We start from the raw sequence: 13,589 nt of genomic DNA, 5'->3' as shown, positions 1-13,589 counted from the left end.
TTGGATATCGATCTGGTCGACCAGGACTTCTACTGGCAGAACGGCGCACCCTACGAACAGCTGGCCTGGCTGCGGGCGAACGCGCCGGTCTACGCGCACCCGGGCGACGCCGAGCGGGGATGGCCGGGCTTCTGGGCGGTCACCAAGCACGCCGACGTGGTGCAGGTCTCCCGCCGCTCCGACCTGTTCTCGTCGAGCAGGAAGCTCGCGCTCTTCAACGAGATCCCCGAGGACCAGAGGGCCCTCCAGCGGCTGATGATGCTCAACCAGGACCCACCGGAGCACACCCGGCGGCGCTCCCTGGTCAACCGGGGCTTCACCCCGCGCATGATGAACGCCCTGGAGGGGCACATCCGCGACATCTGCCACGAGCTGGTGGACGAGGCGAAGGGACGCGGCTCGGTCGACTTCGTCAGGGACATCGCCGCCCCGCTCCCGCTGTACGTGATCTGCGAGCTGCTCGGCGCCCCCGTCGAGGATCGCGACAAGATCTTCAACTGGTCCAACCAGATGATCGGGGCCGAGGACCCCGACTACGCGGCCGATCCCGAAGAGGGCACGAACGCGGCGATGGAGGTCTACGCCTACGCCAACACCCTCGCCGCCGAGCGGCGCGCCCAGCCCCGCGAGGACATCGTCACCAAGCTGATCATGCCCGACGCCGCCGGGGAGACCCTCACCGAGGAGGAGTTCGACCTGTTCGTGCTGCTGCTCGTGGTGGCGGGCAACGAGACCACCCGTAACGCCGCCTCGGGCGGCATGCTCGCCTTCTTCGAGAACCCCGAGCAGTGGCGGCGCCTCGTCGCCGACCGCTCTCTCGCCCGCACCGCCGCCGACGAGATCGTCCGCTGGGTCGCCCCGGTGAACCTCTTCCGCCGTACGGCCACCGCCGACACGACGATCGGCGGGCAGGAGGTGAAGGAGGACGACAAGGTCGTGATCTTCTACAGCTCCGCCAACCGGGACGAGGAGGTGTTCGCCGACCCCGGCGTCTTCGACATCGGCCGCGACCCCAACCCGCACATCGGCTTCGGCGGCGGCGGCGCGCACTTCTGCCTGGGCAACCACCTCGCCAAGCTGGAGCTGCGGGTGCTGTTCGAGGTGCTGGCCGAGCGGCTGCCCAACCTGGAGCAGGCGGGCGAGGCCCGCCGCCTGCGGTCCAACTTCATCAACGGCATCAAGGACCTGCCGGTCACCGTCGGCTGAGGTCGGGCGACACCGGACACGACATGGGAGGGCCGCCCTCCCATGTCGGAGGCACCGGAGAATCCGGCTCACACCGGCGGCTCACGGTGGTGCCGTCGGAGCATCCGGCTCGCGGTGGCGCCACTGTGGCGCCACTAAAGAAACCGGGCGAATCTCCCCGCGTCCCATCGAGTCCCCCGCGTCCTCCCGTGTTTTCCCATGGCCCTCGATGGACCTCGCGACCCTCGTCCGTGTCTCCCGTGTCTCCCGTGTCTCCCCCTACGCCTCCCCGCCCCGGTCGACGGGTCGCCGGGGTGGCACCACACCCATCGTTTAAACATTCTGTTGAACTTAGATTGTTGACAATAGATTGTGCTTTGGATCATCCTGGTCGCATGCCCGCTCATCACGACGGATCATCCGACCCCTTCACCGCTCCCGACCCCGCCCTGACCCGGACGCACCGCGAGTATGCCTCCCTCTCGCGCATCGCCGAGCGCCACGCGACCGACGAGTCCCAGCGCCTCCGGCAGGTCCACCCCACGGTCCTCGGGGCCCACGAGGCCGTCAGGCTCGTGACGTTCCTGCTGAGCGGCAGCGCCCACCCCGAGGAGGGTGAGCCGGAGGTGGACCACGCCGACATCACCGCCGCCCTCACCCTTCTGCCCAGGGCCCGCGCGGAGATGGACGAGCTTGAGGCCGCGCTTCTCCTCATGGCGCGGGGCCGCGGCCTCACCTGGCAGGAGATCGCGTTCGGCCTCGGCCTCGCCACCCCCCAGGCGGCCAAGCAACGCCACGAACGCCTGGCGGGCCGCACCGCACCGCCGGCCTGAGGGCTGCGCGTCAACCCCCACGCGCCGCTCAGCCGCGACGCGACGGGAGAATCCCCGGCCCTTCAGGCCGGGGAGGAGGTCAAAGCAGTTCCTCGATCAGGTCGGCCGCGCGGACGGTGCCGCCCTCACCCCGGACCTCGTCCCTGAGCTTCGCCAGCCGAGCCGCCACCTCCGGGTCGGAGGTGAGGTCGAGCAGGGCGGCGCGCAACGCCTTCGGGGTGGCGTCCTCGGTGTCGATCCTGCGGCCGACCCCGAGTTCCACGAGCCTGTCGGCGTTGCCGAACTGGTCGACGGCCTGCGGGACGGCGATCATCGGGACGCCGCAGTACAGGCCCTCCTGGCTGCCGCCCATGCCCGCGTGGGTGACGAACGCGTCGGCCCGCTCCAGGATCGAGAGCTGCGAGACCCAGGAGTGCACCTCGACGTTGGCGGGGATCGCGCCGAGTTCCGCCCGGTCCACGAACCTCCCGACCTGCAGGACGACGTGCCAGCCGGGCAGGTCCCCGAAGGCGGCCAGGCAGGAGCGGTAGAAGTCCGGCAGGTTGGTGAAGGCCGACCCCAGGGAGACGAGCAGCACCTTCTCCGCACCCTCGGGCCGGACCCAGGGCTCCTGGTGGGTGCGGGTGGCGAAGCAGGGCCCGGTGAAGGTGATCCTGGCGGGGTCGACCCGGTCGGCGTTGGGCTGCATGATCTTCGGGATGAGCGCGAGCGCCCGCGGCGGACGGCCTCCGAAGTCGTGGGAGTCGGTGTCGCGGATGCCGTTGTCATGCAGCCACTCGTCGAACCGCCGGTAGTGCTCGGCCCCGCCCGGAGCCTTCTTCAGCTCCTCGACCATCGGCGCCATCTCCTCCCGGTAGCCCTCCCAGGCCACGTACGTCGGCGAGAGCTGCATCAGGGGGATGTCCCAGTTCTCCGCGAGCACCCGGGCGGTGTAGCCGCCGATGTCGTAGAGGAACAGGTCGGGCCGGTCGTTCTCGTACGCGGCGCGGAGCTGCGGCAGCATCGAGATCGCGTCGCCGAGGAAGACGTCGAGCTGCGCGACCGTGTCCTCCGGCCACTTGGCGCTGTCTCCCATGGGCAGGGTCGAGGTGTACGGGACGAGTTCGGCCCCGGCGCCGGTGATCACGTCGGCGTAGGAGGGGTCGTTGGCGTAGGTCACCCGGTGCCCTCGCGCCACCAACTCCCTGATCACTTCGATGCTCGGGTTCACGTGGCCCGGCGCGGGGATGCTGACCATCGCGATGTGCGCGCGTCGGGACATGGTTTCTCCTCTGTCGGAATTCGGAATTCTGCCGGGATGCCCTCGGGGGTCCGTCGAGACCTTTTGGCGAGGGGCCGACGGAATCACATGAGTGACGAGACGTCTCGTCTCGCTTATGGCACAGCATTCCCCCTGTCGCGCACACTGTCAATACGAGACGCTACGACTCGTCTACTGAATACCCGGACCGGCTCAGGGCCAGGAGGAGTCCTGGTCGGGGTCGCCGCCCTCGGAGAGCAGCTTCACGTCCGACTCGACCATCATCGCCACGAGCTCCTCGAAGCCGACCGTGGGCTCCCAGCCGAGCTGGACGCGGGCCTTCTTCGGGTCCGCGCACAGCAGGTCGACCTCGGCCGGGCGGTGCAGGGTCTGGTCGGTGACGACGTACCGCTCCCAGTCGAGCCCGGCGGCGGTGAAGGCCGCCTCCACGAGGTCGCGGACGGTCTGGGTGCGACCGGTGCCGATCACGTAGTCCTCCGGCGTGTCCGCCTGGAGCATCAGGTGCATCGCGCGGACGTAGTCTCCGGCGAATCCCCAGTCGCGGCGCGCCTCCATGTTGCCCAGGCGCAGCTCGGAGGCGAGGCCGAGCTTGATCCTGGCCACACCGAGCGACACCTTCCTGGTGACGAACTCGGCCCCCCTGCGCGGGGACTCGTGGTTGAACAGGATCCCCGACACCGCGTACATGCCGTACGACTCGCGGTAGTTCTGCGTCAGGAAGTGCCCGTACGCCTTGGCCACACCGTACGGCGAGCGGGGGTGGAAGGGGGTGATCTCGGTCTGCGGGGTCTCGCGGACCTGGCCGAACATCTCCGAGGAGGACGCCTGGTAGAAGCGGATCTGACCCGATCCCGCCGCCGTACGCGAGGAGGAGATGCCCGAGCAGACCCGGATCGCCTCAAGCATGCGCAGCACACCCATGCCGGTCACCTCGGCGGTGAGCTCGGCCTGCTCCCACGACATGGGGACGAACGAGATCGCGCCCAGGTTGTAGACCTCGTCGGGCTGGACCTTCTCGACGGCGGAGATCAGCGACCCCTGGTCGAGCAGGTCGCCTCGGACGAGCTGGACGTCCTGCAGGAGCTTGCGGAAACGTGGAACTCGGGGGTTGGCCTGCCCGCGGACGAGACCGGAGACCTCGTAGCCCTGACCGAGCAGGCACTCGGCCAGATAGGAACCGTCCTGCCCGGTGATACCGGTGATCAGCGCGCGCCTGGCCAACGCGTCCTCCTCGCTTGCGGGGGCGGCAACCTATGCCGGTTCTTGTGCCGTTTGATGGCGAATGTACCCGCAGAGCATCCGGCAGGCACCATCACCCTGAGACACAACTCACCTAGAACGCGTTACACCGAATCACGCTCGATAAGGCTAACTTCCCAGTTCGCACGCAGTGAAGCGCGATCTAGGGACAATTCCACATCAGGTACAACAGGGCTCGTGAATGGTAGGGTCCGAGGACAAAGGTCATCTTTCACGGTACCTGTCCCCTTTTCGGACAGGTTGAGAAGGGGGTTGCCGTGCCGGGTGCTGAATCACTGCGGGTCGCGCTGCTGTCGTACCGCAGCAAACCGACCTGCGGTGGGCAGGGCGTCTACCTGCGCCATCTCAGTCGCGAGCTGGTCGCCCTCGGGCACAGCGTGGAGGTCTTCTCCGGCCAGCCCTACCCGGAGCTCGACGAGGGCGTCGTCCTCACCAAGATCCCCAGCCTTGACCTGTACCGCGACGAGGACCCCTTTCGCACCCCCGGGCTGAGTGAGTACCGCGACTGGATCGACCTGCTCGAAGTCGGCACCATGTGGACCGCCGGGTTCCCCGAGCCGCTCACCTTCAGCATGCGGGCGTACCGCGAGCTGAAGAAGCGCGTCGGCGACTTCGACGTCGTGCAGGACAACCAGACCCTCGGCTACGGCGTGCTCGGCATCCAGAAGCTGTTCCCCGTGGTCGGCACCATCCACCACCCGATCAGCGTGGACCGGCGCATCGAGATCAAGGCCGCGACGCCGCGCAAGAAGCTCCCGATGCGGCGCTGGTACGGCTTCGTGCGGATGCAGGCCAAGGTCGCGCCCCGGCTCAGCCCGATCCTCACCGTGAGCGAGTCGTCCCTCGCCGACATCCACCGCGACTTCAACGTGCCGCAGAAGAACATGCGGCTCATCCCGCTGGGCGTCGACACCCGCTACTTCCACCCGCGCCCGGAGCTTCCCAAGCGGCCCGGGTCCATCGTCGCGGTCGCCAGCGCCGACTCCCCGATGAAGGGCGTCGCGACGCTGCTGAGGGCCGTGGCGAAGCTCGCCACCGAACGCGACGTCAACCTGACCGTGGTGAGCAAACCCACCCCCGGCGGCCCGACCGAGAAGCTCGTCGGCGAACTGGCGCTGCACGACCGGGTCAGGTTCGTGCACGGCATCTCCGACGCCGAACTGGGCGAGCTCATCGCCACCTCGGAGATCTCGGTCGTCCCCTCCCTCTACGAGGGCTTCTCGCTGCCCGCCGTCGAGCACATGGCCTGCGGCACCCCGCTCGTCGCGAGCCGCACCGGGGCGCTGCCCGAGGTCGTCGGCGACGCCGCCGTACAGGTGGCCCCCGGCGACCCCGAGGAGCTCGCCGCGGTGCTGCGCCGCCTGCACGACTCCCCCGAGGAGCGTGCCGCGGTCGGCAAGAAGGGCTACGACCGGGTCATGGAGCGCTTCACCTGGAACGTCGTCGCCCAGCGGACCGTGGAGGCCTACCACGAGGCCATCCAGGCCCGCCGGGCGAAGTGAACGACCCCCTGAGACGACCGAAGTGAGCGACACCCTGAAACGACCACCTCTCACAAGGAGCGGCGAGTGCTGACTGTCGACTTCGACCGGTTGCCCGTGGGTCCGGGGACCCGAGTCCTGGACCTGGGCTGTGGCGGCGGACGGCACGCCTTCGAAGTGCTGCGGCGCGGCGCCGACGTGGTGGCCTTCGACATGGACGCCAGGGAGCTGGAGGGCGTGGCGAGCATGTTCTCCGCGATGGACAAGGCCGGGGAGGTGCCGCCGGGCGCGACGGCGGAGACCGTGACCGGCGACGCGCTCGACATGCCGTTCGAGGACGGCGGCTTCGACCGGGTGATCGCCGCGGAGGTGCTGGAGCACATCCCCGACGACATGGCCGCGATGCGCGAGATCTTCCGGGTGCTCAAGCCGGGCGGCCAGGCGGCCGTCACCGTGCCGAGCTTCCTGCCCGAACGCATCTGCTGGGCACTCGACGAGGCGTACCACACCGCTCCCGGCGGGCACGTCCGCATCTACACGCTCGCCGAGCTGAGCGCGAAGCTCAAGTCGACGGGCTTCGTCATCGGCCCGCACCACCACGCCCACGGCCTGCACGCGCCCTACTGGTGGATCAAGTGCGCGGTCGGCGTCGACAACGACGACCACCCGCTCGCCAAGGCGTACCACGAGCTGCTGGTCTGGGACATCATGAAGCGCCCCGCCGCCACCAGGATCGCCGAGGCCGTACTCAACCCGCTCATCGGCAAGAGCGTGGTGCTCTACGTCCGCAAGCCCGCGTGACCTCCGAAGGAGGGGCAGTGAGCGGCTGCATGGAGTGGGAAGAGGTCGTCCGCACCGCCCGGAGCATCGCGGCGGTGCAGGAGGCCGACGGCGGCGTCCCGTGGCCCGAGGGACACGTGGACGCCTGGAACCACATCGAGTGCCTGATGGCGATGAGCGTGGCGGGGCTGACCGGCCCGGTACGCCGCGGGTACGACTGGCTCGTCCGCACCCAGCGGGCCGACGGTTCCTGGCCGATGAAACTCGTCGGCGGCGAGGCCGTCGAGCAGGGCGGGGAGTCCAACCACGCCGCCTACGTCGCGGTCGGCGTCTGGCACGAACTCCTGGTGACCGGGGACGAGGACTTCGCCCGGCGGATGTGGCCGGTCGTCCGGACGGCGCTGGACTTCGTGGTCGGCCTGCAGACCACCCGGGGTGAGATCGTCTGGGAGCGCGCGGCCGACGGCAGGCCCGCCGCGTACGCCCTGCTGACCGGTTGCGCCTCCATCCACCAGGCTCTGCGCTGCGGTGTGCTGCTCGGCGAGCACCTGGGTGACCCGCAGCCCGACTGGGAGCTCGCCGCCGACCAGCTCGGCCACGTGCTGGCCGCCCACCCCGAGGCGTTCGCCGACAAGAGCCGCTTCTCGATGGACTGGTACTACCCGATCCTGGGCGGCGCGGTGCGCGGCCAGGCCGCGGAGACACGGCTCGCCGAGGAGTGGGACACGTTCGTGGAGGCGGGTCTCGGCATCCGCTGCGTCTCCGACCAGCCGTGGGTGACCGGCGCGGAGACGTGCGAGCTGGTGCTCGCCCTCGACGCCCTGGGCGACCGGGGACGGGCGCTGCGGCTCTTCTCCGACATGCAGCACCTGCGGCACGAGGACGGTTCGTACTGGACCGGCTGGCAGTTCGTGAACGGCAAGCACTTCCCGCACGAGCGCTCGGCCTACACCGCGGCCGCGGTCGTGCTCGCCGCCGACGCGCTGGACGGGCACACCCCCGCCTCGGGCATCTTCCGCGACGCGGGCGGGTACGTGACCGACCGTCCCACCGCCGCGTGCGGCTGCAGCCACGCCCGCTCCAGGAGCTGAACCTCCGGCGGTTTCTTTGCACGGAACCAGAAACGCGGTGCTTGAAGGGCTGAATGCGGCTCACTACGTTCGGGTCCGTGACTCGGAGGGGCGGTGGGGTTCGCAGATGCGCGGCGGGATTCCTCGCCCTGGTGTCCGCGACCGCCGGGTGGAGGCTGACCGCCCTGCCGGACACCTCGGCGGTGGAGGCGTCCGCCGCCTTCTCCTTCCACGCGAGACCGCTGAACCCTCCCTCACGGGCCGGTGACCGTCTCCTGCGGCCGGTCGCGCCGGGGTACGCGCGCCTCGGGAGCCCGGCGTCGTCGCTGGGCGCCGGGGTGGCCCTGTTCGACGTGGACGGCGAGGTCGTCGCCGACGACCTGTGCCTGGTCGACCCCCGCCGCGACACGGTGACCGTCAGGCCCGCGCCGGGGACCCCGCGCCGCTACCGGCCGTTCACACTGGTCCCCCCGGAGCGCAGACGGTACGAGGCGCCGACCGGGTGCCTGCCCGCCGATCTCGACCAGGACGGCTGGGAGGACCTGGTCGTCTACTACTGGGGCCGCTCCCCCTCCCTGTTCCTGCGCGTCCCCGGCGAGCCCCCGTCCGGTGCGGCCTTCCGTCACCGTTCGCTCACCGCCGAGCCGGAGATCTGGAACACCAGCGCCGCCACGGCCGGAGACTTCGACGGGGACGGCCGCCTCGACCTCGTCTTCGGCAACTACTTCCCCGACGGGGTCAGGGTGCTGGGCGGCGACCACGGCGACAGCGGTGACCACGACGACCGTGACGACAGCGGCGACAGCGGCGACGCCGTGATGCCCGACTCGCCGTCCGCCGCGGCCAACGGGGGCGGCGGACGGCTCTACCGGGCGACGGGACCCGCGCTGTTCACCGAGGAGAAGGGGGTGTTCGACGAGGTCGCGGGCGAGGGCCGGGGCTGGACCCTCGCTCTGGGCACCCAGGACCTGGACGGCGACGGACGGCCCGAACTGTACGTGGCCAACGACTTCGGCCCCGACCACCTGCTGGTCAACGAGTCGGCGCCCGGCAGGGTCCGGTTCACCGAGGCGAGCGGCACCCGGCATCTGGCGACTCCCTCCTCGCGGGTCCTCGGCCGCGACTCGTTCAGGGGGATGGGGGTCGCCTTCACCGACCTCAACGCCGACGGCAGGCCGGACATCCTGGTGAGCAACCTCAGCGGGGACCCCGCGCCGCGCGAGGGCGACTTCGCCTTCGTGTCACGGCGAGGAGGGCTGCACGAGGGGCACGCGCCGTACGACGACCTCGGCGAGGAGCTGGGGCTGAGCCGCAGCGGCTGGTCCTGGGACGTCAAGGCCGCGGATTTCGACAACGACGGCATCGACGAGATCATGCACGCGACCGGGTTCGTCAGGGGTGAGGCCGACCGGTGGGCGCGGCTGCGGGAGGCGGAGTCGGCCAACGACCTGTTCCTCTCCCGTCCCTCGCTGTGGCCGGATCTGAAGGTCGGCGACGACCTGTCGGGTCGCGAGACCAACACCTTCTTCACCAGGGGGCCGGACGGCCGCTACGTGGACGTGGCGCGGCGAGCCGGGGTCGACGGCGCCGGCGGGGACGGCGGGGACGGCGGGGGTGCGGTCAGCCGGGCCTTCGCCGTGGGCGACGTCGACGACGACGGGCGGCTGGACTTCGCGGTCGCCAACCAGTGGTCCGCGTCGGTGCTCTACAGCAACCACGGGCCGACGGCCCCGTTCGTGGGCCTGCGGCTCCGCCTCCCCGCCGGTGCCTGCGGCGCGGCCGGAGCGGCCCACCCCGGACCGACGCGGCCCGCCATCGGTGCCGTCGCCGCGGTGCGCCTGCCCGGCGGGATCACGCGGAGCAGGCAGCTCTACCCCGCCAACGGCCACAACGGCGTCTCCGCACCCGAACTGCTCTTCGGCCTGGGCGACGACCTGCCGAACCCCACCGCCCCCGTCGAGATCTCCTGGAGAAACGCCTGCGGCGGCACGCGTACCGCGTCGGTGTCCCTGGAGCCCGGCTGGCATCAAATCCTGCTCGCCGGCGACCGTGCCTCGGAGATCCGGCGGCCGTGAACGCCGACCGGAGGCGAGAGACGGCGTTCCGGCGGCTGGCGGGGTCCCTCACCCTGATCACCGTGCTCGGACACACCGTGCTCGGGTTCGAACAGTCCTGCCTGGCACCGGTGGCCGGCGTGCTCACCGGCGTGACCGCCGAACTCGCGCTGGAGACCGTGGAGGCGTGGTCGCGGCGACGCCGGCCCCGCTATCTCGGGGTGCCCCGCGCCCGGGTCGTCGGCTTCCTCCTGCCGTCCTACGTGTGCGGCCTGCTCTGCGCGATGCTGCTGTACGGCAACGGGCACCTGATGCCGATCGCGCTCGCCGTCCTCATCGGCGTCGGCGGCACGTACGTCTTCCGCATGAAAGCACCGGAGACCTTGGAGCAGGGGCGAAGGGCCGAGGACGCGGCGGGGAGCCCGTTCCTGAACCCGGCCGCCTTCGGGATCGTCGCCGTGCTGCTGCTGTTCCCGTGGGTCGGCCTCGCTCCGGCGTACCAGTTCACCGCGTGGGTCTCGGGGCCGTTCGACCTGATCGTGCCGCTCACCGTACTCGTCTGGGGCACGGTGATGAACGCCAGGCTCGCGGGTAGACTGCCGCTGCTCATGGGCTGGACGGGCGGGTTCGCCCTGCAGGCGCTCGTCAGGGGCACGCTGACCGACGTGTCGACGGTGAGCGCGCTGCTGCCGATGACCGGGACGGCCTTCGCCCTCTACGCCGGATACGTGATCGTCGAACCGGGCACCTCCCCCGCCAGGCCACGTGAGCAGGTCGTGTTCGGTCTCGCCACGGCGACGGTCTACGGGCTGCTGGTCCACCTTTCTGTCGTCTTCGGGCTGTTCTTCGCCCTGGTGATCGTCGGCGCGGGCCGGGGTCTGCACGCGGCGCTTCCGCCCCACCTGCGTCTCGCGCTCGCGGCACACCTCCACGCGACGCTTTCCGTCAGCCGATGCCGGATCCGACCCGTTCGAGCACCCGCAGCGAGCCCTCCTGCCGGACCTCCTTGAACGCGCCGGAGGCGAGGGCCCGCTGGTGGACGCGGTACGGAGCCTGCCCGCCCTGGGCCGGGTCGGGGTAGATGTCGTGGAAGACCAGGGCGCCGCCCGGCATGACGTGCGGGGCCCACCCCTCGTAGTCCTTGGTCACCGGATCCTCGGAGTGGCCGCCGTCGATGAAGAGCATCGCGAGCGGTGTGTTCCACAGCGCGGCGACGCGCTCGGAGCTGCCGACGATCGCGACGACCTCGTCCTCCAGCCCCGCGGAGGCGATGGTGGTGCGGAAGGTGGGCAGCGAGTCCATCTTGCCGAAGCGGAGGTCCATCAGCGTGGGGTCGTGGTGGGCCCAGCCCGGCTGGATCTCCTCGGAGCCCCGGTGGTGGTCCACGGTGAAGACGACGGACCCCGCCTGCCGCGCCCCCGCCCCGAGGTAGACGGCGGACTTCCCGCAGTAACTGCCGATCTCGCAGATCGGGCCCCGTGGGCCGTACTCGGCGGCGGTCTCGAACAGCGCGATTCCTTCCTCGGGTGGCATGAAACCCTTGGCGCGCTGGGCGACGTACAGCAGGTCGGCCGGCATGGTGGCGATGCTCATCGCAGCAGACTACCGAGACCGAACAACATTCCGACTCCCCTTGCCCGACCTTGTGGAACGTGTTCTACTTTGCACCGTGAACCAGCGCGCCCGCATCGTGATGACCGACGACGAGGTGACGGCCTTCATCGCCGAGTCTCGGAAGCTGCAACTCGGCACGATCAACCCCGACGGAACACCGCACATGGTGACCATGTTCTACGGGCTGGCCGAGGGCAGGATCTCGTTCTGGACCTACGGCAAGGCGCAGAAGACGCTCAACATCCAGCGCGACGCCCGGGTGAGCTGCCTGATCGAGGCCGGAGACGAATACTCCGACCTGCGCGGTGTCCTCGTCTACGGGGTGGCGCGCAGGATCGACGACCTCGACGGCGTCCTCGGCATCGGCATGGACGTGACCAGACGGATGGCCGGGATGCCCGACGCGGAAGAGTCACTCACCGAGTACGTGGCCCACACCGGCCGTAAAAGGGTCGCCTTCGTGGTCGAGCCGAGTCGAGTGATCTCCTGGGATCACCGTAAGCTCGCCATTCCCGGTTAGGAGGCCCATATGAAAATCAAAGTCGACTATCTGGTCTGCGAGGCCAATGCGATCTGCACGGGACTCGCCCCGGAGGTCTTCGAGCTCGACGACGACGACCAGCTGCACGTGCTGCTGCCTGAGCCGCCGCCGGAGATGCTGGACCGCGTCCGGCACGCGGTCCGGTCCTGCCCCAAAGCCGCACTCTCCCTTGAGGAGAACTAGGAGGACCCCCCATGCGTGGTGCGCTTCTACATGCCGTCGGCGACGACAAGCTCGACATCCGCGACGACCTCACCCTCGCGCCGATGGGCCCGACGGATGTCCGTGTCAAGATCAGGGCCACCGGCGTCTGCCATTCGGACCTGTCGGTGATCAGCGGCGTGCTGCCCATGCCGTTGCCGGTCGTCCCCGGCCACGAGGGGGCGGGAGAGGTCGTCGAGGTCGGTGACCACGTGACCTCGGTACAACCCGGCGACCACGTCATCGTCAACTGGACCCCGGCCTGCGGCAGCTGCGCGAACTGCCTGGTGAACCAGCCTTTCCTGTGCATGACGTACGTGATGGACAGCTTCGTCAACGCCCGTTTCCGCTACGGCGGCGACACCCCGGCGTTCGGCATGGCCGGGTGCGGCACCTGGTCCGAGGAGATCGTCGTGCCCTGGCAGGGGGCGATCAAGGTCGATTCCGACGTGCCGTTCGAGGCCGCGGCCCTCATCGGCTGCGGGATCACCACCGGCGTCGGCGCGGCGCTGAACACGGCCAAGGTGAGGGCGGGCTCGACCGTCGCCGTGGTCGGCGCGGGCGGTATCGGCCTGTCGGTGATCCAGGGCGCCCGCATCTCCGGCGCCACCACGATCCTCGCGATCGACCCCCTGGAGTCCAAGCACGCCCTCGCCAAGAAGGTCGGCGCGACCCACGCCATCACCCCCGACCAGCTCATGGACGCGGTCGGCACGCTCACCGGCGGGGCCGGGTTCGACTACGGTTTCGAGGCCGTCGGCAAGTCCGCCGCCATCATGACGGCCTGGCAGGCGACCCGCCGGGGTGGTGACACGATCGTGGTGGGCGCGGGCGCGATGGACGACAACGTCCCGCTGAGCGCCTTCAACCTATTGTTCGAGGGCAAGAACATTCTCAGCTCGCTGTACGGCGGCTCGGACGTCCGGCGCGACTTCCCGTTCTTCGCCGGGCTCTACAAGGCGGGCAAGCTCGACCTGGAGAGCATGATCAGCTCCCGTATCAAGCTGGCCGACCTGAACGACGCCGTGGCGGCGCTCAGGGGCGGTGAGGTCCTGCGCCAGATCGTCGTCCTGGACTGAGAGCCGTCGTCGTCGGCCGCGTGGCGGGCGTGCGAACTCGGTTCGCGCGCCCGCCACGCGGGTGACGGGGCCCGCTCACCGGGTGTGCACCCGGTGGGTGGCGGGCTCCGTCACACCTCCTCGATCGCCGTCATCCGGCTCTGGTCGTCGGCGCTGCGTTCGACCGCGGCCAGCACGCGCTGGACGTTCAACCCGTCGTCGAACGACGGAGCCGGAGCGACACCGGAAGT

At 70.0% G+C, this 13,589-nt stretch carries 13 protein-coding genes; 10 read left to right on the top strand and 3 right to left on the bottom strand.

Annotated features, from left to right (window positions below; all coding sequences use genetic code 11):
* Both AB0B90_RS05260 and AB0B90_RS05255 read left to right on the top strand, forming a co-directional pair.
* Positions 1–1,206 carry a cytochrome P450 gene (locus AB0B90_RS05260; protein WP_362899224.1) on the top strand — a complete coding sequence of 402 codons (1,206 nt, stop codon included), beginning with the start codon at positions 1–3 and terminating at the stop codon, positions 1,204–1,206.
* 374 nt (positions 1,207–1,580) lie between these two features.
* Entirely contained in the window at positions 1,581–2,018 is a 438-nt protein-coding gene (locus AB0B90_RS05255) for a DNA-binding protein (protein ID WP_362920902.1), read from the top strand.
* A 79-nt stretch (positions 2,019–2,097) separates the two neighbouring features.
* Here the strand turns inward: AB0B90_RS05255 and AB0B90_RS05250 are convergent, their stop codons facing one another.
* On the bottom strand, positions 2,098–3,279 hold the full coding sequence (locus tag AB0B90_RS05250; RefSeq protein WP_362920899.1) for a macrolide family glycosyltransferase: 1,182 nt from the start codon (positions 3,277–3,279) through the stop codon (positions 2,098–2,100).
* 192 nt (positions 3,280–3,471) lie between these two features.
* Entirely contained in the window at positions 3,472–4,500 is a 1,029-nt protein-coding gene (locus tag AB0B90_RS05245; protein ID WP_350950249.1) for a GDP-mannose 4,6-dehydratase, read from the bottom strand.
* 296 nt (positions 4,501–4,796) lie between these two features.
* On the opposite strand from AB0B90_RS05245, the gene AB0B90_RS05240 reads away from it, so the two are divergent.
* From AB0B90_RS05240 to AB0B90_RS05220, 5 genes are all read left to right on the top strand, one after another.
* The gene (locus tag AB0B90_RS05240) at positions 4,797–6,041 is read left to right on the top strand and encodes a glycosyltransferase family 4 protein (protein ID WP_362920897.1); all 1,245 of its coding nucleotides are present in this window, start codon (positions 4,797–4,799) and stop codon (positions 6,039–6,041) included.
* A gap of 66 nt (positions 6,042–6,107) precedes the next feature.
* Positions 6,108–6,821 (top strand): methyltransferase domain-containing protein, encoded by a 714-nt coding sequence (locus tag AB0B90_RS05235; RefSeq protein ID WP_350950251.1) that lies wholly within the window; start codon positions 6,108–6,110, stop codon positions 6,819–6,821.
* Positions 6,822–6,838: 17 nt separating this feature from the next.
* Positions 6,839–7,891: a prenyltransferase gene (locus AB0B90_RS05230; protein WP_350950252.1), complete on the top strand. Its 1,053-nt coding sequence runs from the start codon at positions 6,839–6,841 to the stop codon at positions 7,889–7,891.
* Between the two features lie 77 nt (positions 7,892–7,968).
* Positions 7,969–9,945: a CRTAC1 family protein gene (locus AB0B90_RS05225; protein ID WP_362920894.1), complete on the top strand. Its 1,977-nt coding sequence runs from the start codon at positions 7,969–7,971 to the stop codon at positions 9,943–9,945.
* On the top strand, positions 9,942–10,934 hold the full coding sequence (locus AB0B90_RS05220) for an enediyne biosynthesis protein UnbU (protein WP_362920892.1): 993 nt from the start codon (positions 9,942–9,944) through the stop codon (positions 10,932–10,934). The genes AB0B90_RS05225 and AB0B90_RS05220 overlap by 4 nt, the downstream gene beginning before the upstream one ends.
* Here AB0B90_RS05220 and AB0B90_RS05215 read toward each other — a convergent pair.
* On the bottom strand, positions 10,870–11,517 hold the full coding sequence (locus AB0B90_RS05215; RefSeq protein ID WP_350950255.1) for a class I SAM-dependent methyltransferase: 648 nt from the start codon (positions 11,515–11,517) through the stop codon (positions 10,870–10,872). The two genes, AB0B90_RS05220 and AB0B90_RS05215, sit on opposite strands and share 65 nt — an antisense overlap.
* A 76-nt stretch (positions 11,518–11,593) precedes the next feature.
* Here AB0B90_RS05215 and AB0B90_RS05210 point away from each other — a divergent pair, with 76 nt between their 5' ends.
* From AB0B90_RS05210 to AB0B90_RS05200, 3 genes are read left to right on the top strand one after another with little or no spacing between them, the layout of a single operon-like run.
* Positions 11,594–12,058 carry a pyridoxamine 5'-phosphate oxidase family protein gene (locus AB0B90_RS05210; protein ID WP_362920890.1) on the top strand — a complete coding sequence of 155 codons (465 nt, stop codon included), beginning with the start codon at positions 11,594–11,596 and terminating at the stop codon, positions 12,056–12,058.
* Between the two features lie 9 nt (positions 12,059–12,067).
* Complete coding sequence (locus AB0B90_RS05205) at positions 12,068–12,262, top strand: ferredoxin (RefSeq protein WP_350950257.1); 195 nt, start codon at positions 12,068–12,070, stop codon at positions 12,260–12,262.
* 11 nt (positions 12,263–12,273) lie between these two features.
* Entirely contained in the window at positions 12,274–13,359 is a 1,086-nt protein-coding gene (locus AB0B90_RS05200) for a Zn-dependent alcohol dehydrogenase (protein ID WP_350950258.1), read from the top strand.
* The last annotated feature ends 230 nt before the right edge of the window (positions 13,360–13,589 follow it).

The sequence above is a fragment of the Streptosporangium sp. NPDC049078 genome (assembly GCF_040648855.1).
Lineage (GTDB): Bacteria > Actinomycetota > Actinomycetes > Streptosporangiales > Streptosporangiaceae > Streptosporangium.
This window is presented reverse-complemented; position numbering and strand designations above follow the sequence as displayed.

Excerpts from the sequence above, each read along its gene's own strand:
- AB0B90_RS05215 (WP_350950255.1), bottom strand. The coding sequence starts at position 11,517 with ATGAGCATCGCCACCATGCCGGCCGACCTGCTGTACGTCGCCCAGCGC.
- AB0B90_RS05250 (WP_362920899.1), bottom strand. The coding sequence starts at position 3,279 with ATGTCCCGACGCGCGCACATCGCGATGGTCAGCATCCCCGCGCCGGGC.
- AB0B90_RS05200 (WP_350950258.1), top strand. The coding sequence starts at position 12,274 with ATGCGTGGTGCGCTTCTACATGCCGTCGGCGACGACAAGCTCGACATC.
- AB0B90_RS05205 (WP_350950257.1), top strand. The coding sequence starts at position 12,068 with ATGAAAATCAAAGTCGACTATCTGGTCTGCGAGGCCAATGCGATCTGC.
- AB0B90_RS05255 (WP_362920902.1), top strand. The coding sequence starts at position 1,581 with ATGCCCGCTCATCACGACGGATCATCCGACCCCTTCACCGCTCCCGAC.